This window comes from Bradyrhizobium paxllaeri, from assembly GCF_001693515.2.
Taxonomy (GTDB): domain Bacteria; phylum Pseudomonadota; class Alphaproteobacteria; order Rhizobiales; family Xanthobacteraceae; genus Bradyrhizobium; species Bradyrhizobium paxllaeri.
This window is the reverse complement of record NZ_CP042968.1, coordinates 5,543,266-5,566,383: the sequence shown is the minus strand read 5'-3', so window position 1 is coordinate 5,566,383 and position 23,118 is coordinate 5,543,266. Positions and strand designations below refer to the sequence as shown.

Genomic DNA, 23,118 nt, shown 5'->3' with positions numbered 1-23,118 from the left:
ACGAACTCGAATGCAATATGCCGGTAGAACTCCAGACCACCGGCCAGTGCGGTCTCTTGTCTTGAAAGGCGGGCACCGGCCAGAGATTATCCTTAGCGAAGGCGAGCAGAAGGCCGTTGCACTGGCGGACTTCCTGACCGAAGTAGCGATGAACCGCTCGAACGCTGGCATCGTGCTCGACGATCCTGTGACCTCACAGGATCACCAGCGCAAGGAACTGATCGCAAGACGTCTTGTTCGCGAAGCCAAGTCGCATCAAGTAATCGTCTTCACTCATGACTTGCCGTTCCTGAATCAGCTGATTGTGACGGCTGAGAAGGATGATGTCTCATACCAGGCTCACTGGATCGATCGCGACGAGGACGGCAATCCAGGGCAAATTACGCTGAATGATGCGCCGGCAACGAGCAAGGCACACGATACGACGGAACGGGCCAAACAATGTCTCGCGGAAGCGCAAGCGCTGTCAGGGCGAGCGCGACACGATGCTATCAGCAAAGGGATGGCCGCACTTCGCAGAACCATTGAAGAAACGATGGTCAACCGATTGATGAAAGGCGTGGTGCCCCGGTGGAGCGACCGGGTCATTGTCACAGGACTTCGAAAGATCGCGTGGGACAGCGGTCTCGTCGAGAAGATGTGCGAGACGTACGAGGAGCTCTCCACCTATATTGAGGGGCATTCGCACACCGACGAGGCGATGGGTGCGCCACCCGAGATCAAGGATTTGGCCGATATGATCCCGCGTGTTGATGCACTCATAAAGGCTGCTAAGCAGGACAAGAAGGCGCAGCAAGCTGCGATTGCTCGCGCGCAGCCAATCGCCTAACGGGGCTAGGAGTTCGATCCTCTGCTGGCGGATGGGCGCCGGTTCAAGAAAGAAGCCCCCGCGTTAACGAGCGTCCGAAGAAAGATCTGCACTAATCGGGCGCCTAACCGCAGAGCAGTGTCCGTGAGGCCAGCCGATGGTTCCCCACAACGGTGCTCCGCCGGCTAGAGCATCTGTTCGCTGCGTCTAGACGGGGGGCGGGGGGGGGCGGTCACTTCTTGCTCTATCAGTACTCGGTTGTGAGCGTGAGCGTGCACACGCAGCGTCGGTCCCGCAGAACCTGCGTCGGGAGTGTCATTGAAAGGGCGATACTATTCATCGTCGCGCTTCTCCGCGTCCCGGGTGCCATGTGACGCACCACACTGCTGACAGTCCTCATCACATTGTGCGGATCACAGGCCCCTCCACTCACGGACGCAATACCCGCAGTGGTGGTAATTTCGGACTCGCATGGCCTCGTCCAGCCCGCCTGCCTACGCCAGGCAAGATGCTACTCAAGATCGGATTTCTTGCCTTTCTTTTCGTCCTCGAGGTCGCGGTCAACGGCGGTTTCCTCTCAAAATCCAATCAGGGCGGGATTCTTGACTAAGCTGGACGGCACTGGAGTTCGCCGCGCGTTCGATTTGGTTGATCAATCGGGCGGACTCGGCAGGCATGGCAAGGCCTCTACGGCGTCATCATCACCCTCAGCTCCTCGCGATGGGCACCACCATCATGGCGATGGGAAGACGGCACTCAGAGGACCCACCGCGCGGACGGGACAGTTCGTGGCTGGGACGTCGGTACAAGATGCGCAGCGGGCAGCTGCATGTGCTTTGAATAAGAGCCAGTGCTCCGGCTAGCCGGTCGCAAGGACGAAGGCAGCACTGACGTACAGCTCTGCTTTCGACGGCGAAGCGGAATTGTTTTCCCTGATCTGAGACTCGCCGATTTGAGGCTGACCTTCGCCTGGTCCAGACGTGCCCGACAGGAACATCCCGATCAGAGGAAGCTTCGGAATCTGGCGAGTTCCGTGATCTGATCGGCTAACAAGATTTCCGTTACGAGCGGAGGCTGTGGCGCTGTGTGGATCTCGTAAAGATGACGTGTGACCTCAGGCTTCGTCATAAACTCTCGTATGCAGTCGTCCAGCGTGCCTTCCGCCAGCTGATAGGAGCTTCTGTCTGCACGACGTTTGTTGTTTATGGAGGGCCATTTGCGAAGCGTGGCGGGCGCATCGAATCGCATTTGAATGTCATTCGCCTCCATCATCTCTGTTGTCGATCGCTCAATGTGGCTGCTCCGCCTCTGAACAGTCGGGAAATGCCTGATTGCCTCATGCTGCGTCATAAGACATTGCCAGCCTTTGCCGAAGCCGCGTCTGCTTCTTTACAAAATGGCGCAAAGCGGACGCCCTCAAAGATCAGTATTCGCTTGCGGGCAGTAACCCCGCTAAGGCCTTGGCTTCCGATTTGAGAGCATCGATTGCCGCCTTGCGGGCTTTGGCATCGAAGCGCGTCTTGATCGCTGATAGCGAAAGGGCACCCCTCAAGTTGCCGTGTACGTCCATCAACGGCACCGCCGCCGCGGCGGCCTCCGGATCCCGCTCTCCGATCGAAACATAAAAGCCTCTATCGCGGATCTTCTTCCCTTCTACGTTCGTTGGCTCGCGGAATGCAGTGAGAATTCGACCGGCGGCGCCGCAATCAATTGGCAATCGCTGGCCTTCTTCGAGATGATATCGAACTGAACGTGGAGAATTGACGCGGTAAAGACAGATGCGTTCGTCGCCATCTGCAACGTAAAACGACGCAGTTTCTCCCGTTGCCTCAACCAGACGCCGAAGGGATGGCCGGATGACTTCGCCAAGATCCAGACCGCGCTGATAGAGCGCCCCAAGACGCCACAATTCTGGTCCTGGTCGAAATAACCGGTCCGCGCCGCGGACGAGAAAGCCATCAGCTTCCAAGGAGGAGGCCAATCGGAGCACTGTGCTCTTGTAGAGGTCTGTCATCTCCGCAATCTGCGTCAGCGTCATCGCAGACTGCTCCGCGTCGAAACTTTTCAGGATCGCGAGCGCTCTCCTGACGGCGTCAACTCCTATCTTGCTCATCCTTACTCCAAGTTCTGAACAGTAGAACCACCGTAAAATTGAGGTGCTAGAGGCTATCAAATTTGGAGGAAGGTAGTTCTGTTTGCCAGAACAGATTGACCTTTTTCACACGCAGGACTATGAGTGCGCATAACAGAACGAGTTCTGAAATGCGAGACAATGGAACGCCACCAACGCTGGCCGTTGACTTGCGCGAGGTAATGATCCGCTTCGGCGCATTCATCGCAGTCAAAAGCATGAACCTCCAGGTAGGCGACGCGGAGTTCGTTGAGGTCGTGGGCCCAACCCGTTGCGGCAAGTCCACCATCCTGAACACTGTCACAGGTCTCTTCAAACAGCCTCGCAGACGTTCAGATCTTCCTCAAGTCGCTCACGAGACTGAATGATCAGTCCGGCTACATGCTCAAACAGGCGGGCCTAATGCCGTGGAAGATCGCGCAGGACAACATTGGGCTCCGGCTCGTCCTTCAGGGCAAGTCAGTCAAGGAGGCGCGCGCCGAGGCTCGGTTCGGCGTGACGGGGTTTGAGCAGCGTTATCCGCATCAGCTATCAGGCGGGCAACGCAAGCGCGCGGCGATGCAGACGCTCATCACGGAGCCGAGAGTACTTCTTCTGGACGAGCGCTTCTCGGCGCTCGACGTTCACACGCGCCGGCTGATGCACCGCATCCTGCTCTGGCAGGCCGAGCGCCGCTCGTTGATCTTCATCACCCATGATCTCGATGAGGCGATCGCGCTGGCTGACCAAGTCGGCGTGATGTCCGCGGGGCCTGCAAGCGGGATGGTCGGCGAGGTCAGGAAGCGCTGCCTGATCGCCGGGACGTCTCCGCGCTGCAGACAACGGACGAGTTCGTCGCCTTCTACTCGAAATCTGCTCGCTGCTTGGCGCTAAAGTGGAGAAGAAACATGCCGCCCGAACTAAGCTCGTTGTCGCGCAAGGCGCCATATTTGTCGCTTTTGTCCCGATCTCGGAGCTCGGGGTGCGATCAGGCATCATCGACGCCTTCTTGTTTGCGGCGCCGTTTGTCGTCGGCAGGATGAGGGAGTGGACGTCGACGCCGGATTTCCGGGGCGATGTTGGAATAATGCTGGTCGAGACGATCCTATCGACTTCAGCCAAAAACTTCACCAATCGCTTCGCCGAGCGTGCGACCCAGCAACTGCAGTAGCAACCGCAGCGGCCGAAGATACCGCAAAGGAGGCTTCGTCAGATGTCCCTGCCGCTCACCGGTATCCGTGTCCTCGACCTGTGGAACGTATTGGCAGGCCCGTTCTGCGGCTACCATCTCGCGCGCCTCGGCTCGGAGGTCATCAAGATCGAAAACTCCAATGGAGGCGATCTCGCGCGCCGCCTTGGCGCCGATCCGCAAAGGGCAGAGCGCCTTCAGGGCCTCTCCTTCGTCGCCGTGAACGCCGGTAAGCAGTCGGTGGCGCTCGATCTGAAGTCAGAAGCGGGAAGAGAAGTGTTTTTCAGGCTGGTGTCCACGGCCGACGTCCTTCTCGAAAACTTCCGGCCCAAGGTCATGGAGCGGCTTGGTCTCGGTTTTGACGCGTTGTGCAAGCGCAATCCGCGGCTCATCTATTGTGCGATCTCAGGCTTTGGGCAAAACGGGCCTTGGTCCGCCCGCCCGGCCTACGACCAGATCGTCCAGGGCCTTTCCGGCGCGATGAGTATTACCGGTGATGCAGCCTCGGCTCCGCTGCGGACCGGCTTCCCGATCTCCGACACCATCGCCGGGCTAACGGCCGCCTTTGCCATCTCCGCGGCGCTCGTCGAGCAGCGGCAAATTGGCAGGGGCCGGTTCATCGACGTGTCGCTGCTCGAGGCGACAATCGCAGCCATGGGATGGGTGGTTTCCAATCACCTGAACGGCGGAGTCGAGCCGCGGCCGATGGGGAACGAGAATTTCACGGCCGCACCCTCCGGCACGTTCCGTACCGCAACCGGCCCGCTGAATATAGCCGCCAATGAGCAGAAACAGTACCGCACCCTTTGCGATCTGATCGGCCGGCCGGATCTGAAGATAGATCCGCGCTTCGCTAAGCGCCAAGCACGTAAAATCAACCGCGGGGCGCTTAGCGATGAGTTGAACGCGGCCTTGAGCTGCAGGCCTGCGGAGGAGTGGGAGGTACTGTTGAATGCCGCCGGCGTGCCCGCCGGCTGTGTGCTGACCGTTCCGCAAGTTTTGCGCGAGCCACAGTTGCTGGAGCGCGGTTTTGTCGAGACGCTGCCGCTCGACAGGGCTGGCGAACCACCATTACGCATTACGCGCCCTGGTTTTCGGCTGGATGAGGCGTTTCCTGTCCCCGCACTCCCTCCGTCGCTCGGTGCGGACACAGAGCGATGGCTGGCTCGGCTCGGTTATACCTATCCGGAAATTGAGCACCTTATCGCAAGCGGTGCCGCCGGAACGCGACGTCAAGGAGGAGCTCCGCGGGGCCGCCCGGCGATGGGTGGAGCAGCGTGACGGGCAGGGCGTTGCGCGCAAGCAAGCTTCGGCCGGACATAGGCTGACGAGATCGGAGAACAGAATGAGCGAAGCGCAGCTGCGAGAGCAGGCCGCCCATTGGTGGCGGACCTCCATATGCGACATTGCGCCCGGGCGGATCGCGTACCGCGGATACACCATCGAGGAATTGATTGATCATATTTCCTTCCCGGCAATGATCTGGTTGATGCTGCGCGGCGAGCTACCCACACCGGCGCAGGAGCGGCTGTTGCAGGCTGCACTGGTTGCATCAGTGGATCATGGCCCGCATGCACCTTCTATCGCCATCGCGCAGATGGCTGTCAGTTGTGGGCTTCCGCTCAATGGCGCGATGGCTTCCGCGATCAACACGCTCGGCGACCTGCATGGCGGAGCGGGGGAGCAGGCGATCGAGCTCTACGACGAGGTCCTGCGACGCAGCGAGACCAAGAATATGGATGAGGCTGCCGCTGAGGCAATCGATCATTTCACCGCCACGCGCAGCAAATATCTGCCCGGCTTCGGTCACCGGTTTCATCCCGTCGACCCGCGCGCTGACCCGCTGCTCGCACTAGTCGATGCTGCGGTCAGTGATGCTGCCGTCAGCGGTCGCTACGCCAGCGCTGCGCGCGCGATCGAGCGCGTCATGCGCGAGCGCAAAGGCAAGCTCATCCCGATGAACGTCGATGGAGCCACTGCAGTCATCTACGCGGAGCTGGGCTTTGCTCCACCCCTAGCCCGTGGCATCTTCTGCTTGTCACGCGCGGTTGGCATCCTGGCGCATGCATGGGAGCAGACCGGACGCAAGGACCGCAATAAAGGGCCAATGCCCAAGCAGTTCGCCTACAAATATCAGGGGCACCCCAAAGCGCAGCCTGAAAGAAGCGCCATGATGTACCTTGAGGGACTGCCGCAGCTCATCCAAATGCGCGTCTTTTCGGCCGTGCACGCCAAATTTCGCCGGCCCGGAGTCCGCTCCGATTGGACGGACGCAAACCGTGTAGGCAAGCCCCGGCTGACTGCTTCATCGAGGGGCCGTCGTTCGATGCGTCTGGAAATCGTTATCTGGTCCATATTCCCTTCAGCCGATCTTCAGGATTGCACCGATGGCTTCTGGTCCTTGACCATCGAATTGAGGTTGGCCGAACGGGTTGAAGATTGCGCTGATGGCCGCATTCTGGTCGCCGACTGCATGAATGGGCTCGTGGAGCTTATGCTGGTCGCGGCACAATCCACACGTTACTCAGTCACCGGAATTCCGAGTCGTTCATGGGCTGCAACGGCCTGTATATCGCCTCGACCGGCCCCATCTACTTTAGCGAGCAGGGTTAGACCGGACTGCACGACTAAACGGACCGCGTGTTCCGCCAGCGTCCGGACGAACGACTTGGTTGCCTGATCTCGAACGCCCCGAACTGTCTCTTGCCCGATCCGCATTGGTCCGTAGTGTTCATAGCAATGAGGCGCGATAACAGCCTTGGCGCGTGCCCCTGATGAAAGATGGTGGTGTCGCATATGTAAGTAGGTTTAGCTCATTTTTCGGAACGAGCGGTCCCGTCGCAGATCTTGGCACTTCATAATACAGAAGGATGTAGCCACGTCCTCAAAACAGCGGTACGTTGGCAAGCTGCATCTTTCTGCCATTTCAATCTGCTCGGTTTGAATGGACTCAGACCGTCGACCCTTGCGGTCGCGGCGAGCGGACCTGGCGCCAAACCGACGACTTCCACGCCGCTATGAAGAGAGGCCGCGAGCTCGGGGGTAGGCTAGGCCGTTTGCTGGGGGGCTTAAAACGGCACACGCACTTTTCGCTGCGACGTTAACAGTCGGAGACCAAGACTATAATTAACATCTTATCGTCCGGACCGAATTTAAGATGAAAAACGTTCGCCCAGCGACCTGGCGGGGTTGCGCGACCCGACGCCGCGCCGCGGGCCACTGGGCACCAACGTCCGTAACACCCGCGCACGGGCGCATTTGGCTCAAGGCGGAACCGCTGCTTAGTGCCCGCCAAAGCTTCGTCGGGTGATCGCGGCACCGATTTCATGTTGATTTAACTTGCTGCCATTACCTGCCCTAAGCGATCTGCTTAGTATCTATCAGTCTCGTAGAAGGTGACGATTCGCTTCCGTGCGTTGAGCTGGCAAGTGTGCGACACGCTCTCGGATATCCTCACGATTGGCAAGTCTCTGCGAGTCGCAAGAAGTTCATCAGTAGCACCTGCCCTTGTTGGGTAAGTATCGATTCCGGGTGGAACTGTACGCCATAGGTCGGATGAGAGCGATGTGCGAGGGCCATGATCTCGCCTTCATCCGAACGCGCTGTCACCGTTAGTTGCATTGCGCATGACTCATCGAGCTCAACAACAAGAGAATGGTAGCGGCCAACGCAAAGTGGGGACGGGAGGTTCTTGAACAGTCCGCGGCCGTCATGGGTGACGTATGAGGACCGGCCGTGCATCGGACGACGGGCACGCGCGACGCGTCCGCCGAACACGCTCCCAATACACTGGTGTCCGAGGCAGATGCCGAGAATTGGGAGATGACCTGACAGCTCGCGGATTACGGTTGTCGACAGTCCGGCCTCCATTGGCGTGCAGGGACCGGGGGAGAGGACCAGCGCGTGCGGCTTTAGGCAGGCAAGATCGCTGACGCTGACGACGTCATTCCGGATCACTGCCGTTGCGGCACCCAGCTGGCGAAAATAGCGGGCAATGTTGAAGACAAAGGAGTCGTAGTTGTCGATGATGACAATCAAGATCCACCAGGTGTGTCAGCACGAAACGCGTCAAATATGCGCTGCGCCTTGGCGAGCGTCTCCTCGTATTCGGCCTCTGGATCCGACATGGCCGTGATCCCGCCTCCTGCATGAAATAGAGCCAAGTCATCGTCGATCGTGACCGTGCGGATCGCGATATTTGTATCCATGTGCCCGTTGAAGCCGATAAAGCCGATCGCCCCGCAATACACCTCTCGCGCCACCCGCTCGATCTCTGCAATGATCTCCATCGATCGCACCTTGGGCGCCCCGGTGATGGAGCCGCCGGGAAAGCAAGCTCGCAATAAAGTGACGGCGTCTTCATCTACGGCAAGTTCACCCGTCACGGTCGACACGAGGTGGTGCACCGAGGCATAGGATTCCAGGGCACACAGCGCTGGAACCTCGACCGACTGCGGCGTGCAAACGCGTGACAGATCGTTGCGCAGGAGGTCGACGATCATCGTGTTCTCGGCACGGTCCTTTTCGGACGCGAGGAGGAGTTCAGCGCGGCGCCGGTCGTCTTTGGAATCAGCGGAGCGCGCGGTCGTGCCCTTGATGGGGCGCGTTTCGACCTGCCGTCCATCAAGCTTGAGGAATCGTTCCGGCGAGCTCGAGGCAATGGTCAGCTTACCGTACCGCAGGAGGGCTGCAAAGGGAGCCGGGTTCAATGACCGTAGCCGACAATAGAAGGCCAGCGGATCAAATGAGCTCGATAAGCGAGCGCTGAAGCGCTGCGCAATGTTCGCTTGGAAGACGTCGCCCGCCAGAATCAAGTCGATGACGCGCTGCACCGCCGCCATGTAGCCCTCACGGCTGAAGTTAGAATGCCATGCGCCCGCTGTGGCGGGGAAGTCATTCCGCGGCGTCCTTGGGCGGTCGAGCAGCGCTGCAAACTCATCGGCCCGACGACGCGCACGCTCGCGCCGTCGTGCGGGATCCTGCTCCGGCCAGCCGGTCGAGACGATCCAGCATCTGTTGTCACGGTGGTCGAAGCTGATGACCACGTCATAGAAATGCAGGATGGATTGCGGCAACCTCTGACCGGAGATTGCCGGCGCGGGCAGTCGCTCCAGTGTCCTGTTCAGATCATAAGCAAAGAAGCCGGCCGCACCGCCCTGGAATGGCGGCAGATCGGGACGATGCTCTTCTGGGCACCTCGCGAGCAGGCTGCGAAGCGCTCGCCACGGTTCGCCCGCGAGAGCCTCTGTGTTGTAACTCGCCTGTCCGTCCGTGACCGTATAGGTGCTGAACGGCTCGCAGCTCAGATAGGAATAGCGCCCAAGCAGTTCATGCGTTGCCGCGCTGTCGAGAAACGTCAGGTGCGGTCGATGCGCGAGACAGTGCATCGCGGTGACAGGCTCAATCCACCGCAGTTCACGGACGTGCATCGCCTTGTCAGTCACCGACAACGGGCGTGCTGGTGGGACGCGCTCCGATTGCGAATCCCACCCTCGTCTGGCACCCACAAGCTTTTGAGACCGATTGCCAGATTAACCCCCGCCAGTTGACCCGAAGCGCTCACTAACTTCGCTTATCGCTACCGTCGAGCGAACCGCGCATCGGCTGATACATTATAGTCGGCCGCGAACCGTAACTCCCGAAGGGGTCGTACCTGCCTGATCGATTCCTGATACAGATCATGCGCTTTGTACGCTGCCAGCTCCGTCTCGTTATCGAACTCACCATACACCACCACGTCGATCTCGTTACCGAGCTGGTCGGTCTTGCAATTGCGGGCAATCTCGAGCCGACGTGCATGCGGGATTGTGGTAAGAACCGATAAGCCTTCGATGATTTGCTCGATATGGGCCTGATCCTTGGCGCTGAACAAGACGATGTGACGAATCATGGGTGGCCTTAAGGAGTGATGTCGCAAGGAGGTCGCTTTACTATCTTGGGATCGAGCCCGCTGCAACGGGGGCGCACCCGCAAGCCGCGTCGCGCGGCAAAAAGGTCGGAGGTTTGGCGCTCTTGCGCTTTGCCCCGGGGTTTGCAACGGACCTCGCCAGATCTCGTTCGCGGTCATGACGAGGGAAGGGCAAGGCGCTCAATGGTTTGAATGTGGCGCGCGAGCAGACTACAGGCTTGATCGACGTTGCGCGCCCGCAGGGCGTGCAAAATCAGGCGGTGATCCTGATTGGACCGCGGTCGCCAGCCGCTACTGCGCGCCATCGCGAACACGAGTCGTGAATTTGCAAGCTGTAGTCCGTCAAGGCTCGCGAGCAGGCGCGGCATCGCGCAGGGCGCCACCAGCGCGTAGTGAAAAGCGCGGTTGGCCATTTCAAACTCCTGAATGGTCTGGGCGGTGTCTCCTTCAATCACGGCGAGCTCGATCCGTGCCAAATGGCTAGAGGTGAGCTTTGGCGCCGCATTGCGCAACGCGACCACTTCGAGCGCGGCGCGCATCTCGGCGATCTCCTTCACGGAATTGATATTAAGTGGGGCAACTCGCACACCGCGACGGGGCACGGCAACGACAAGATGTTGGGCCTGAAGTTGCCGAAAGGCCTCGCGCACCGGGACGTGGCTGGAATTGAATTCTCGCGCGATGCGGTCCTGCCGGAGTGGGGCGTCCGGCTGCAGCTCGCCGCTGATGATGCGCTCGCTGATTGCCCCTGCAATGCGCTCCGCGGTCGTCATATTCTCAGTCATTATAGATTATCTATCATAAACGTTTGCACTCGGGGAAGTAGGCGAGTGCCCGGCCATGCGCAACGCTCAGGCGTCAAAATCGTATTAGATGCCCTGATTTTGAGGCATTTCTCCAAACCTAGGCTTAATTCGCGGTCCTTAGGCGCAAACACACTTTACATCTTTGCCTTGAGCGCTCAGCTGGACGCCTGCAAGCTGCGCCGAGGGTTCCTGAAGGTCATCTCCTGAATGTTCAAGTACGGTTGCCGTGAGCAATTGTTATAGATTATATCTTCAATTATCTACGGTAATCGCTAAATAGGGAAGCAAGTCTGAATGGTTCGTGGCGTGGGAGTGCAAAGGAACGAAAACGGCAACAGCGCGCCGGTTCGCAGTGACTGGGCGCGCGCGGAGGCCGAAGCACTTTATGGCCTGCCGTTTGCCGACCTGATGTTTCGGGCGCAGAGCGTTCATCGCGAGAGCTTCGATCCAAATCACATCGAAACCGCAAGTCTACTCAGCATCAAGACCGGCGGCTGTCCCGAAGACTGCGGCTACTGCGCCCAGAGCGCGTACTACGACACCGGCCTGAAAGCCAGCCGCCTAATGCCTCGCACCGATGTTGTCGCCACCGCGCAGCGTGCCAAGGACGCCGGCGCGAGCCGCTTCTGCATGGCCGCCGCTTGGCGCAATCCAAAGGACCGCGATCTCGATCAGGTCTGCGAGATGGTCAGCGCGGTCAAGGCTCTGGGCATGGAAACCTGCGTCACGCTCGGCATGCTGACCTTGGGGCAGGCCGCACGGCTCGCTGAGGCCGGGCTCGACTTCTACAATCACAATGTCGACACCTCGCCGGAGTTCTACGGCAGAGTCATCACCACTCGCACCTTACAAGACCGCATCGATACACTTGCGCACGTGCGCGAGGCTGGCATCAAGGTTTGCAGCGGCGGCATTATCGGCATGGGCGAGCGTGCCGAGGACCGACTCGGCATGCTCGTGCTGCTCGCTAATCTCCGAAAGCATCCGGAAAGCGTGGCGATCAACCTCTGGAACGAGGTCAAGGGCGTACCGGTCTACGCCACCGCCGAGCGCCCTGATCCGATCGCGCAGGTGCGCCTGGTGGCGACGGCCCGGATCATGATGCCCAAGAGCGTGGTGCGGTTGTCCGCCGGACGGCAATACATGACCGATGAACTACAGGCGTTGTGTTTTTTGGCCGGCGCGAATTCAATCTTCATCGGTGATGTGCTGTTGACGACCGAAAACCCGAAATCCGACCGGGATGCCGATTTGCTGAACCGGCTCGGTATCACGTCCGGGCTTGCCTGAGTAAAGCAGACCAGCGGCGAACACCTCCCGCGAAATTTCAGTCTAGGTGAACAATGCAGATTACTTTGATGAAAGGTAAAATCCATCGCGCGTCGGTAACCGAAGCCGATCTGCACTATGACGGCTCGATATCAATCGATCGTACGCTGCTGGATGCGGCGGGATTTTTGATAAACGAACGTGTTGAAATCTATAATATCGAAACCGGAGCGCGCTTTGCTACCTATGTGATCGAGGCGCCCAAGGGCTCTAGCACGATAAGCCTCAACGGTGCGGCCGCTCGAGTCGCGATGCCCGGAGAGAAGATCATCATCGTCGCATATGCCTCCTTCGAAGAGGCGGAAGCGAAATCTTTAGACCACGCGTTGTGCTGGTTGATCAAGAAAATCGCATCTTACCAGGTTGAAAACATGAATGCCTTGGATGAAGCCTTGTTCTTGGCTGCCAATGGAATTCTGCGCGTAAATGCGACCTGGGAGTGAAGGATGAGCTCGACCCATGCGGCCAAAATGAGAAATTATGCCACGGCCCTGCATGCCTTAAAAGAACCGGCTGCGCTGCCTCAAGCCGCGCGCTGGCGTCGACTTTTCTTCGAACGATTATCTTGCGCTGGCGAGCGCGCCTCGTATGAAAATGGCCGTCGTGGCCGCGCTCGAAGCCGGCACACCAGTTGGAGCCGGCGGCTCGCGGCTCCTGCGCGGCAATTGCGAGGAACACGAAAGTCTCGAAGCAGAAGCAGCTCAGTTCTTTGGGGCGAACACCGCGCTTTTCTTTAGCGGCGGCTACCTTGCAAATTTTGCCGTCCTGACAACGCTGCCGCAGCGGGGCGATCTGCTCGTTCTCGATTCTCTTGTGCACGCGAGTATTCATGAAGGCGCGCGCGCTGGCCGGGCGGAGTTTCGGATAAGCGATCATAACGACGCCCAGTCGGTCGAAGACAAAATTCGTGACTGGCGGGTCAAGGGCGGAACGGGCCGGGTCTGGATCGTGGCCGAAAGTCTCTACAGCATGGATGGCGATTTCTCACCACTTGAAGATCTGGTCGCGCTCGCGGACCGCCACGACGCATTCCTAATCGTTGATGAGGCCCATGCCACAGGCGTTTACGGCAGGCAGGGACGGGGGCTCACCGCGCCGTACGAGGGGAGCGAAAATCTCGTGGTCGTTCATACCTGCGGCAAAGCGTTGGGCGCTGCCGGTGCGCTCGTCACTTGCACACGCGTGCTGCGCGACTTCTTGGTCAATCGTTGTCGCCCGTTTATCTTCGCCACCGCGCCGCCACCGTTGACGGCCGTCGCCGTGCGGGAGGCACTCTCAATTTTGCATGAGGAACCTGAGCGTCAGCAGTGTCTGGCCAAGCTGGTCGCCTTCACGCATCGGGAGATTAGTTTGCGCGGTCTGCGCAGTCCTTCGGACTCGCAGATCGTGCCCTACATCATTGGCGGCAACGCCCATACAATGCGGCTCGCCTCTGCACTGCAGGGGCGCGGCTTCGACGTTCGCGGAATCCGGCCGCCAACCGTGCCGGCGGGAACGGCGCGATTGCGAATTTCACTCACGCTTAACGTCAGGGAAGGTGATGTATCCGACATGCTTGATGCGTTGGTCGAAGAGACGTGGGGCGATTCGCGATGACTCAGCGGATCGTGGTGACAGGCACAGATACCGGGATTGGGAAATCGGTCTTTTCCGCAGGGCTCGCCAATCTCCTCGGCGCGAACTATTGGAAACCGATTCAGGCCGGCCTTGAAGGAGAGACCGATAGCGAGCTCGTGGCGCGGCTGGGCAGTCTCTCACCCGATCGCATCGTGCCGGAGCTTTACCGGCTTCGAACGCCCGCTTCGCCCCATTACTCAGCCGAAGTCGACGGAGTTCGCATCGACACAGATGCGATCGATGTGCCGGACAGCGGGGAGCGTCCGCTCGTGATCGAGGGCGCCGGCGGGCTAATGGTCCCGCTGAGTGGCGGCACACTTTTTGTTGATGTCTTCGAACGCTGGCGGCTTCCCGTCGTGCTTTGCGCAAGCACGCGACTTGGCACCATCAATCACGCGCTGCTCTCGATAGAAGCTCTGCGAAAGCGCCAGATCCGCATTCTCGGAATTGCCTTCATTGGCGAACGAAATTTTGAGCCTGAGAGGGCAATTTGCGAAATGGGACGCGTGCGTTGGTTGGGGCGATTGCCTTGGCTTTCTCCTTTAACGGCAAACGCGCTGCAGGCGGTCTTCAAAGACTCGTTTCTCCCTTGGGACTTCAAACCATGATCAAGACGAAGTCGCCGATCTGGCATCCGTTCACGCAACACGCGCTTCAGGATGAGATGATCAAGATCGTGCGTGGTGACGGCGCTTATCTCCACACCGCGGACGGTCGCCGTATCATAGATGCAATCTCATCTTGGTGGGTCGTGACCCATGGTCATTGTCATCCACATATCGTGCGCGCGATTCAGAAGCAGGCAGGCAAGCTCAACCAGATGATCTTCGCCGGCTACACCCATGATCCAGCTGAAGAGGTTGCTGCGCTACTTTTGAAACTCGCGCCCCGTGGCCTGGACCATGTCTTCTTTTCCGACAGTGGCTCAGCCAGTGTGGAAGTAGCTTTAAAAATGGCACTCGGTTATTGGCATAACATCGGCAAGCAGCGAATACGCATTGTCGTGATGCAACATTCCTATCACGGCGACACGGTTGGGGCGATGTCGGTAGGTGCTAGAAGCGTGTTCAACGCGGCGTACGGGCCCCTTCTATTCGAGGTTACCTCAATCCCGTTCCCCGCGGCAGGTCGTGAGCAGGTGATGCTTGATGCGCTCGAGTCCGTTTGTCGAAACGAAATTCCGGCCGCCTTTATTGTGGAGCCTCTGATATTGGGTGCGGGCGGAATGCTGATGTACCCAGCCTGGGTGCTAAAAGAGATGAAGCGAATCTGCGAAGCATCCGAGGTTCTGTTCATAGCCGATGAGGTCATGACGGGCTGGGGCCGTACCGGAACCTTATTCGCCTGCGAGCAGGCCAATGTGACGCCCGATATTGCTTGCTATTCGAAGGGCCTCACGGGAGGAGCGCTTCCGCTCGCGGTAACACTCTGCCGCGCGGATATTTTTCACGCGCATTATTCGAAAGACCGTACGCGTACGTTCTTTCATTCGAGTTCATATACCGCTAATCCAGTGGCCTGCGCCGCCGCAAAGGCTAACCTGGATCTCTGGCAAAGTCAGGAATACCGCCAGCGCGTGGCGTCGGTTGCCACCATGCAAGAGCAGGCCGTTGAGCCATTCCGCACCGACCCGCGCTTTGCAAACGTCCGTCGGGCGGGCACCATCACAGCACTCGATCTGCAAACGAGCGATGCCGGCTATCTCGCTAGCATCGGACCGAAGCTTCAGGCCTTCTTTAAAGACCGAAATCTGTTGCTGCGCCCGCTCGGCAATACGATCTATGTGATGCCGCCTTATTGCGTCACGGCGACAGATCTTGACCAAATCTATGCCGCCATCAGGGATTCTGCTGATGCGCTGGCTTGAGGGTGCCTTGGTGCGTGTAGCCAGTAGGAGCTTTTGACCTTTTCTGCACTTGGGCGATAGTTATCTAGCTGAATATCAATCTACAGCAAACTTTAGAGCCGATCTGAGAGAGTGTTGCTGATACACCAGATACCAAACGCACCCGTAGATGGCGTGAATTCGCTAATGTTGCTGATAGCGCTCCCACAGGGTGTACGGCAGCGCGACCCAACGACGCTCCCCATGAGGAAAGCGCAGCTGAGAAGTTCTTCTTTGATGGTCCGCGGTTAAAAACGTCACCGTGCGTTCTTATGAGGAACGCGAACACCTCGGCTTCGCCAAGGCAGCCGCAAAATCTACATCTTACCCAGCCCACAGTGAACGTGCATTTCGAGCAGCTGGAGGTAAAACCGGATGCTGCCCTCTGACAGCGCAAAAGGCTGCGACGAGATCGGGTGAGTGCTGCCACACGCACCCCATCAGCCCGGCTAGTTGAAATCGGTCGAAGAAAGGCGTGCGATCGCAGGATTTAACCCCTGACGCGCCGCTCATTGCATTAATCAAGATGAATACATTCGTTACAAATTGGAAATCTCGGCGAAGCACTTCGATCGAGCGGTCGCTTCACCAAGGCGGCGCACATCAGGGTCAAACTCTTGCGCGCGTTGCCCGTACGCTAATGGGGAGACTTGGCATCGCCGGCGCGGCATTTCACGTGCGGGCGTGGTGCTGAGGCGAAGAAAGTGCAGGGGGTATCCACCTAACTCCGACAGGAGGCGAAATGCGCAACAGCTCCCATATTCCCTACCACGGTCCAGTGAGGTGCTGTGCGATATGCGGCGGAAAGTTCGGGCTGATCCGCCACTACTGCTGGCGAACGGCCCTTTGTTCCATGAAATGCGTCGACCGCTTCAAGGCGCGGCGGGAGGCCGACCACAAATGGCTTCGCTGGTTGCGAGCGGCTTGATAGGTGGCACCGAGACGCCGCGGGAGACGGGGTCGGGGCAGAAGCGCATTAGCGGAGTTGAGAAGCTTGTCATTAGAATTCGGTGTGACGCATTAAAGAGTAACATGGAAGTATCAGGTGACAGAGACGTCGGCAACAATCATCGACTTTACTGCTTACAGGATGAACAAGCGTGCCGCGGCCGACCTGTCGCGCGACGTAATTTGGTTGACTGCGCCATATCCAGCGGTCGCATCCTTGTATCTCTTCTGGCCGTTTCTGGCCTGGATCCCGTTTGGTGTGCTGGATCCGTCCGTGTCGGAACGAGAGCCTTCGTGAGCAGTCCCCGGACGCGCCGCGGGGAACTAGTGACGGAGATGGATGCGCGACTGCTAACGTTTGTGCGTGGGTTCCCAATTTTGGAGACGAGATCGTTCTTGCCAGCATTGACAGTTTTCTCTCGACCTAGGAAGCACTGACTGCAGGGATACGAGGCAAGCGATCGATCAAGATCTAAAATAAGTCAAAGTTAAGAGCAGCCTCCTTGAACGTGTCGCGATTCCAATGCTGCAGCGGTGGATGGTGGAGGGACGTCGTGTCGCCTGGGCCGCCGCGTACACATGATACGGCACGCATGGCCGATCCATCGTCGAAGTATCCTGGTCGGAGATAGGGTTGGCAATGTCGGCCTGGGATTCGGCAAGACAGCGTCTGTCAGCATGGCCTAGGGAATTATCACTTAGATGCGGCTGCTGCGCAGACAGGCAGATCCATGCCTTGCTTCTGGCGGAACGCCGGAGGACCATCTCGGTCTCACCCCCGGAGCGTTAATGTCATGCTTAGATCCAGGGTGCAGGGAATGAAAGCCGGCCAAACGACTGAGTGTGCTAAGATATACGTAGACTTGCACTGAATAGGTGTTTTCGTGGATGAGCAGTTTTTAAAGGACCGGGCCCAGATCATTCGCGATCTAGCGGACAAGGCAGACCCTTTCACTAGAAAAAGGCTGCTGGACCTAGCGGAACGGTATGACAGACGTATGAGACCGACGGTCTCAGATGACAAAGCGCGGCGAAACTAACTGGCCGTGGAACTGTTCCGGCCGATCTGGCGGCTCACCATCGATTGCACGTGGCCGATTTCGTGGTCGACATACATGAGCGACGCTCTGGAGTCCGCCTGAAGAGACCCGACAGCACGTTTTCTTCAGAGCCGCTCGCGCCTGAAGACGCGGAGGCGGCTTATTACATTACGAGGACGTCAATCGCCGGTCTTGCGGGGGCGTCCTCTTCTCGAAATTAGGATGGGTGACCGTATGCCGGCATTTACGAACAACTGTTCGCCGAGGCTAATGACCTGTATCTGCGCGAGAGCCTACTCGCACCATGCGTTTTTGCGGTCAAAGCCATTGAGATCCTGCAAATCAATCTCTTGCCGGATGCAGAAAAAAGGCCGCGCGAATGTTACGCGCGGCCAAGTCAGGGAGGAACGCCCCAAGGGGCGGCTGAAGGAGCATCGAGATGAGTAGATCGATCACTCACCGAGAACTCCAAGCTTGTGAGAGCATCAGTGTTACGAGATGCTTTTTTATTCGTCTCTAGTCGCGCGAAGTGATCGAATACTTGAGTTCTTGCGCGGTTTGGCGGTAATTTTTGTGCATGTCTCGCATCTTTTGTGCAAAGATGATTAACTGGACGCAGCGTTCAGCTCGACGTATCGGTCGGTCTACCGCGATAAGCCCGGATACCTAGGGAGGTCACCGTTCCCTTCTTTGTTCAGGCGGGATGTCGTTTCGGCGACACTCATCACGGGTTTCGGTGATCTATTACAAGCCTGTACGTGACGTGCACTGCGAGTTCAGAATCGTAAGCAGCTACAGGCCTATGGGAATGTCAACGTAGCGCATCGATGGGGCGTCCGCCGGACCGAGCTGGTCCGAAGCCGACAGGCAAGCCGCAAGTGCTGCCGATGTCTGCTCTATGGCCTGCAAATGGCGAAGCATCACGTGGATATGGCGCGGCCAAACTGGTCGTTTCGGAGTGCGACGGTGGACGGTTCAAGTCCGCAGACGACAGAATGGATGACATGCCGCTCGAAGGCCACGAGATCGGGGGTGCCCGTAACTTTCAAGCAAGGCCCAGGAAGGTGATGCGACAGTCGTGTCTGAACGGTCGTTTTTGGCCAAGGTGGTCGCGGAGCCGATGCAGGCGATAGAGATGCGCGCAGGTGGGCAACCTTCGGTCAATGGCTACGTCAGCGCATGGGTACGGCGATGCGACAGTAAGTTTCGGCAAGATATGGGTGTGCCTCGCGATATAGCATATAGGCGCGTGCAGAGTTGGAGGCGGGCGCCTACCGATTTTTCCCGCGGCGCTCACTACCGCGGAAATGTTCGTGCCTTTGCCGAGCGGATGCCGGGCGTGCCGCTGCTCGCCAACGTGACCGCCTTCGGCAAGACGCCGTTTCTTTGCGGCGGCAGAATTCGAGATAACTAATCAATGGTGATCTGGCTCGTGTCTGCGCTGCGGGTGGCGAATAAGGCGCAGGAAGATGTGTAAGCTTCGATCGCGCGACCGCCGCACCCACAAGATTGTCGATCGAATCCAGACGTGCGCCCAACTCTATGCCACGATCGGGCCACACGAGGACGAGGCTAGATGCCTCCGTTCTCCAGACAGTCGCTCCGAAAACCGCACAAAGAATTATCGAGAGGTTGACGGAACAGTCCTCTTGCAGGTAATCGGAGATGTCGAGGTTCTCCGGATGGATCCGGAGCTAAGAGGGAAGCCGGTGCGATGCCGGCGCTGCCCCCGCAACTGTAAGCGGCGAGCCGCTGTCCAATAGATGCCACTGAAGCCACGCGGCTTCGGGAAGGTCGGATACCGGCGATGACCCGCGAGCCAGGAGACCTGGCCCGACAACATATTCGTCCACGGGCGGGGTGTCCCGGTGGTGCGCCAAGCAGTTGCCGCTTTCGGTGGCTTTTCTGCACGCGTCCGCCATGGCCTTTGCTCCCAACATGGGGTTGAAGCTATGTCTCTTCTCTCGATTCCTGTCGCTACCCTCGGTACGCCGCGCATGGGTCCGCGCCGCGAACTCAAACTCGCGCTCGAGAGCTATTGGGCCGGAAAATCTGACGAAACGCAGCTTCTTGAGGCCGCGGCTGCGCTTCGCGCCGCCAACTGGGCGCGGCAGAAATCGCTCGGCGTAACCGTTATTCCTTCAAACGACTTCTCGCTTTATGACCATGTGCTCGATACCAGCGTGATGGTCGGTGCCATTCCGGAAATTTACGGTTGGAGTGCAGGCCCTGTTTCGCTCAAAACCTACTTTGCGATGGCACGGGGCGCGCAGCGCGATGAGCATGATGCGAATTGCGGTCACGCCGAGCACGGCGCGGCAGCGCAGGAGATGACCAAATGGTTCGACACCAATTATCACTACATAGTGCCGGAATATCACAAGGATCAGACCTTCACGCTTTCCTCTCGCAAGCCGATCGAGGAGTACGAAGAAGCGAAAAACCTGGGTTATCAGACGCGCCCGGTGCTGGTTGGTCCGGTCACCTTTCTCAAGCTCGGCAAGAGCGCCGATCCTGCATTCGATACGCTGTTGCTTCTCGATAGGCTGCTGCCGGTCTATGTAGATGTTCTCCGCGAACTCACCTTAAGGGGCGCCGAGTGGGTGCAACTGGACGAGCCATGTTTGGTCCTGGACCTCGATGCTGCCACACGCGACGCGCTGCGCCGGACCTACACCCATCTGGCCAAAAAGGTTCCCGACGTGAAGATCATGCTCGCTACCTATTTTGGAACGATCGGCGATAACCTGGAAGCCGCTTTGACGTTGCCGGTCGCGGGCCTTCACATCGACCTGGTCCGCGCCCCTGAGCAGTTGGACGTGATTGTCGCCGACGCTCGAAGGGATCTTGTCATTTCCCTCGGAGTCGTCGATGGCCGCAATGTCTGGCGTTCGAATCTTCCAGCAGTGCTCGACCGGCTCGAACCTGCCATCGCAAAGCTCGGCAAGGACCGCGTGCAGATTGCACCCTCATGCTCGCTGCTTCATGTCCCGATCGACCTCGAACTAGAGACCGATCTCGATCTCGATGTGAAAAGCTGGCTTGCTTTCTCCGTCCAGAAGATCGGAGAACTCGCAACGCTGGGACGCGTGCTGGCTAAAGGATGGGAGGAAGCGGCGGATGTACTTGAGGCCTCGGAGGCCGCGGCCGTCGGGCGCGAAACGTCACCCAACGTTCACAATGCGAACGTCGCCAAGCGAATGGCTGCAATCGATGGCAGCATGCAGCGTCGTCACAGTCCTTTCGCCCGGCGCGCCGAGGTTCAGCGGGCGCGGTTCGGATTGCCGACATTTCCAACGACGACGATCGGATCGTTCCCGCAGACGCTGGAGGTCCGCAACGCCCGCGCAGCCCATTTGCGGGGAACGATGAGCGACGCACAATACGAGCAGTTTCTCAAGGAGGAGACGGCGCGTGCGGTGCGCTGGCAGGAAGACATTGGTCTCGACGTTCTCGTGCATGGAGAGTTCGAGCGCAATGACATGGTGCAGTATTTCGGTGAGCGGCTGTCCGGCTTCGCATTCACCAAGCATGGTTGGGTTCAGTCCTACGGCTCGCGATATGTCCGGCCGCCCATCCTGTTTGGCGACGTCTCCCGGCCGACGCCGATGGCGATGGAGTGGTGGCGCTTCGCGCAATCGCTGACCAAGAAGCCACTGAAGGCGATGCTGACAGGGCCGGTGACGATCCTGAACTGGTCATTCGTCCGTGATGATATTCCACGGAGCGAAGCATGTCATCAGATCGCGCTCGCGATACGTGACGAGGTGATCGATCTGGAGAGGTCCGGCGCGATGATGATCCAGATTGACGAGGCTGCGCTCCGAGAAGGATTGCCGCTGCGCAAGTCACAATGGAAGACCTACCTCGGCTGGGCAGTAGACAGCTTCCGCATCTGCTCGTCTGGGGTGGCCGACGAGACCCAGATCCACACCCATATGTGTTATTCCGAGTTCAACGACATCATCGATGCGATCGCGGCAATGGATGCCGATGTCATCTCGATCGAGACGTCACGGTCAAAAATGCAGCTGCTTGATGCCTTCAAGAGCTACAAATATCCAAACGAGATCGGACCGGGCGTTTACGACATCCATTCGCCGCGCGTGCCGGATGCAGCCGAGATGAAAAACCTCATTGCGCTGGCGCGGCAGCGGCTTTCCGATGCGCAGCTCTGGATCAATCCCGATTGCGGCTTGAAAACGCGCCGATGGGAGGAGGTGCGTCCCGCGCTCACCAATATGGTCGCGGCTGCCCGTGAATTGCGGGCGGCGTCCTGATCCCGAGGCAGTCGCCGATCTCCGACGTCTTTTTTCACAGGGGGCGCCGATGCGTTTTCTAAATCAAATGCGTCCGCTTTGGAAAGGAGGAGTCCTGTTGCGTGATTTATCGCTTGTGGGAGCGATGTAGCGTGGTGGCGAGAAAACGATCCTGAAGTTCGTCGGAAGCAAGGCTCAAACGATCGAGGGGAACGAAATACTCTCGATCCATCTCGGTACTGCTAGGTGTTTAGTCCCGGCATTTGCTGGAGCGGATTGAGTTTGAATCGTTCTGGCTGGGAAGTCCAGCATTTGCAGATGTATTCGTAAGGTGTGAGGCCCTTCAGGGTTTTCAGCCGCCGAGCGTAGTTGTAGGCGTTTATGAAGTCGGCAAGGTGAGCTTCGAGCTGATCGTGCCGATCGTAATAGTAGCGTTGGACGGTCGCTTCCTTGATCGTGCGGTTCATGCGCTCGACCTGGCCATTGGTCCAGGGATGTTTGATCTTGGTCAGCCGATGTTCGATCCCGTTCTCTTGGCAGCGCATATCGAACATATGCGTCACGTATCTCGCCGTCGGGCCGTCCGCATAGCGCGGCGGGAAGGTGAACTGGATCCCATTGTCGGTGAGAACCGTGTGGATCTTGTAGGGGACTGCCGCGATCAGGGCTTCGAGGAACGCCGCGGCGGAGGTCCTTCCCGTCTTCTTGACCAGTTGCACGAAGGCGAACTTGCTGGTGCGATCGATGGCGACGTAGAGGTAGAGCTTGCCTTCAGCGGTCTGGAGCTCGGCAATGTCGATGTGGAAATAGCCGATCGGATAAGCCTTGAACTTTTTCTTCGAAGGCTTGCCACCTTCGACCTCCGGCAACCGGCTGATGCCGTGGCGCTGGAGGCAACGATGCAGGGATGATCGCGTCAGATGCGGGATGGTTGGCTGCAGCGCATAGAGGCAATCGTCGAGTGGCAGCAGCGTATGTCGCCGGAAAGCGACGATGATCGCCTCCTCCTCGATGGAAAGGACAGTCGACTTGGCTTCCTTGGGGCCTGTCGAACGATCGGCGACGGTCTCGCGCTGCTTCCACTTCGCAACAGTCTTCTGGTTGATCCCGTAGCGCTTGGCGAGTGCTCTCAGGCTCTCTTGACTATTCTGTATTGCTCGACGGACTGCCTCCGTCGTGGTGGCGCAGCCGTGTAAAACTTGTCCCATAGCGCATCCTT

Annotated in this window: 14 protein-coding genes, 3 pseudogenes and 1 riboswitch; of the genes and pseudogenes, 11 read left to right on the top strand and 6 right to left on the bottom strand. The window is 58.6% G+C overall.

Features of this window, described 5'->3' with window-relative positions:
* Window positions 1-10: 10 nt before the first annotated feature.
* Window positions 11-829: an AAA family ATPase gene (locus LMTR21_RS26515; RefSeq protein WP_141688534.1), complete on the top strand. Its 819-nt coding sequence runs from the start codon at window positions 11-13 to the stop codon at window positions 827-829.
* A gap of 1,402 nt (window positions 830-2,231) precedes the next feature.
* Here LMTR21_RS26515 and LMTR21_RS26505 read toward each other — a convergent pair.
* Window positions 2,232-2,921 carry an IclR family transcriptional regulator gene (locus LMTR21_RS26505; protein WP_065755420.1) on the bottom strand — a complete coding sequence of 230 codons (690 nt, stop codon included), beginning with the start codon at window positions 2,919-2,921 and terminating at the stop codon, window positions 2,232-2,234.
* A gap of 420 nt (window positions 2,922-3,341) precedes the next feature.
* Between LMTR21_RS26505 and LMTR21_RS41205 the strand changes: the two genes are divergently transcribed.
* From LMTR21_RS41205 to LMTR21_RS26490, 4 genes and pseudogenes are all read left to right on the top strand, one after another.
* Entirely contained in the window at window positions 3,342-3,812 is a 471-nt protein-coding gene (locus LMTR21_RS41205; RefSeq protein WP_246174265.1) for an ATP-binding cassette domain-containing protein, read from the top strand.
* 88 nt (window positions 3,813-3,900) lie between these two features.
* Window positions 3,901-4,089, top strand: coding sequence for a hypothetical protein (locus LMTR21_RS41200; RefSeq protein ID WP_246174263.1), 189 nt, complete (start codon window positions 3,901-3,903; stop codon window positions 4,087-4,089).
* Window positions 4,090-4,131: 42 nt separating this feature from the next.
* The gene (locus LMTR21_RS26495; protein ID WP_065755419.1) at window positions 4,132-5,388 is read left to right on the top strand and encodes a CaiB/BaiF CoA transferase family protein; all 1,257 of its coding nucleotides are present in this window, start codon (window positions 4,132-4,134) and stop codon (window positions 5,386-5,388) included.
* 64 nt (window positions 5,389-5,452) lie between these two features.
* Window positions 5,453-6,256: pseudogene (locus LMTR21_RS26490) on the top strand (citryl-CoA lyase); the annotation flags it as partial.
* 1,304 nt (window positions 6,257-7,560) lie between these two features.
* Here the strand turns inward: LMTR21_RS26490 and LMTR21_RS26485 are convergent.
* The 4 genes from LMTR21_RS26485 to LMTR21_RS26470 all read right to left on the bottom strand — a co-directional run bounded on the left by LMTR21_RS26485 (window position 7,561) and on the right by LMTR21_RS26470 (window position 10,800).
* Window positions 7,561-8,145, bottom strand: coding sequence for an anthranilate synthase component II (locus tag LMTR21_RS26485; protein WP_057856396.1), 585 nt, complete (start codon window positions 8,143-8,145; stop codon window positions 7,561-7,563).
* Window positions 8,142-9,536 (bottom strand): aminodeoxychorismate synthase component I, encoded by a 1,395-nt coding sequence (gene pabB / locus LMTR21_RS26480; RefSeq protein WP_065755433.1) that lies wholly within the window; start codon window positions 9,534-9,536, stop codon window positions 8,142-8,144. Before pabB ends, LMTR21_RS26485 begins: the two co-directional genes overlap by 4 nt.
* 149 nt (window positions 9,537-9,685) lie before the next feature.
* A complete protein-coding gene (locus LMTR21_RS26475; RefSeq protein WP_065755418.1) occupies window positions 9,686-9,997 on the bottom strand; it encodes a Dabb family protein in 312 nt (103 codons plus the stop codon).
* Between the two features lie 173 nt (window positions 9,998-10,170).
* Window positions 10,171-10,800, bottom strand: coding sequence for a GntR family transcriptional regulator (locus tag LMTR21_RS26470; protein ID WP_065755417.1), 630 nt, complete (start codon window positions 10,798-10,800; stop codon window positions 10,171-10,173).
* A 315-nt stretch (window positions 10,801-11,115) separates the two neighbouring features.
* Here LMTR21_RS26470 and bioB point away from each other — a divergent pair, with 315 nt between their 5' ends.
* The 6 genes and pseudogenes from bioB (at window position 11,116) to metE (ending at window position 21,920) form a co-directional block, all read left to right on the top strand.
* Entirely contained in the window at window positions 11,116-12,111 is a 996-nt protein-coding gene (gene bioB, locus LMTR21_RS26465) for a biotin synthase BioB (RefSeq protein ID WP_065755416.1), read from the top strand.
* A 53-nt stretch (window positions 12,112-12,164) separates the two neighbouring features.
* Window positions 12,165-12,517 (top strand): annotated as a pseudogene (gene panD / locus LMTR21_RS26460) (aspartate 1-decarboxylase).
* Window positions 12,518-12,596: 79 nt separating this feature from the next.
* Window positions 12,597-13,746 (top strand): annotated as a pseudogene (locus LMTR21_RS26455) (8-amino-7-oxononanoate synthase).
* Window positions 13,743-14,375 (top strand): dethiobiotin synthase, encoded by a 633-nt coding sequence (gene bioD, locus LMTR21_RS26450; RefSeq protein ID WP_065755415.1) that lies wholly within the window; start codon window positions 13,743-13,745, stop codon window positions 14,373-14,375. Before LMTR21_RS26455 ends, bioD begins: the two are co-directional and overlap by 4 nt.
* Window positions 14,372-15,634, top strand: a complete 1,263-nt coding sequence (locus LMTR21_RS26445) for an adenosylmethionine--8-amino-7-oxononanoate transaminase (RefSeq protein WP_065755414.1) — start codon at window positions 14,372-14,374, stop codon at window positions 15,632-15,634. The genes bioD and LMTR21_RS26445 overlap by 4 nt, the downstream gene beginning before the upstream one ends.
* A gap of 3,660 nt (window positions 15,635-19,294) precedes the next feature.
* A riboswitch (cobalamin riboswitch) is annotated at window positions 19,295-19,490 on the top strand.
* A 102-nt stretch (window positions 19,491-19,592) separates the two neighbouring features.
* Window positions 19,593-21,920 (top strand): 5-methyltetrahydropteroyltriglutamate--homocysteine S-methyltransferase, encoded by a 2,328-nt coding sequence (gene metE / locus LMTR21_RS26435; RefSeq protein ID WP_065755413.1) that lies wholly within the window; start codon window positions 19,593-19,595, stop codon window positions 21,918-21,920.
* A gap of 221 nt (window positions 21,921-22,141) precedes the next feature.
* On the opposite strand, the gene LMTR21_RS26430 is transcribed toward metE, so the two are convergent.
* Complete coding sequence (locus LMTR21_RS26430) at window positions 22,142-23,107, bottom strand: IS481 family transposase (protein WP_148636012.1); 966 nt, start codon at window positions 23,105-23,107, stop codon at window positions 22,142-22,144.
* Window positions 23,108-23,118: the final 11 nt, after the last annotated feature.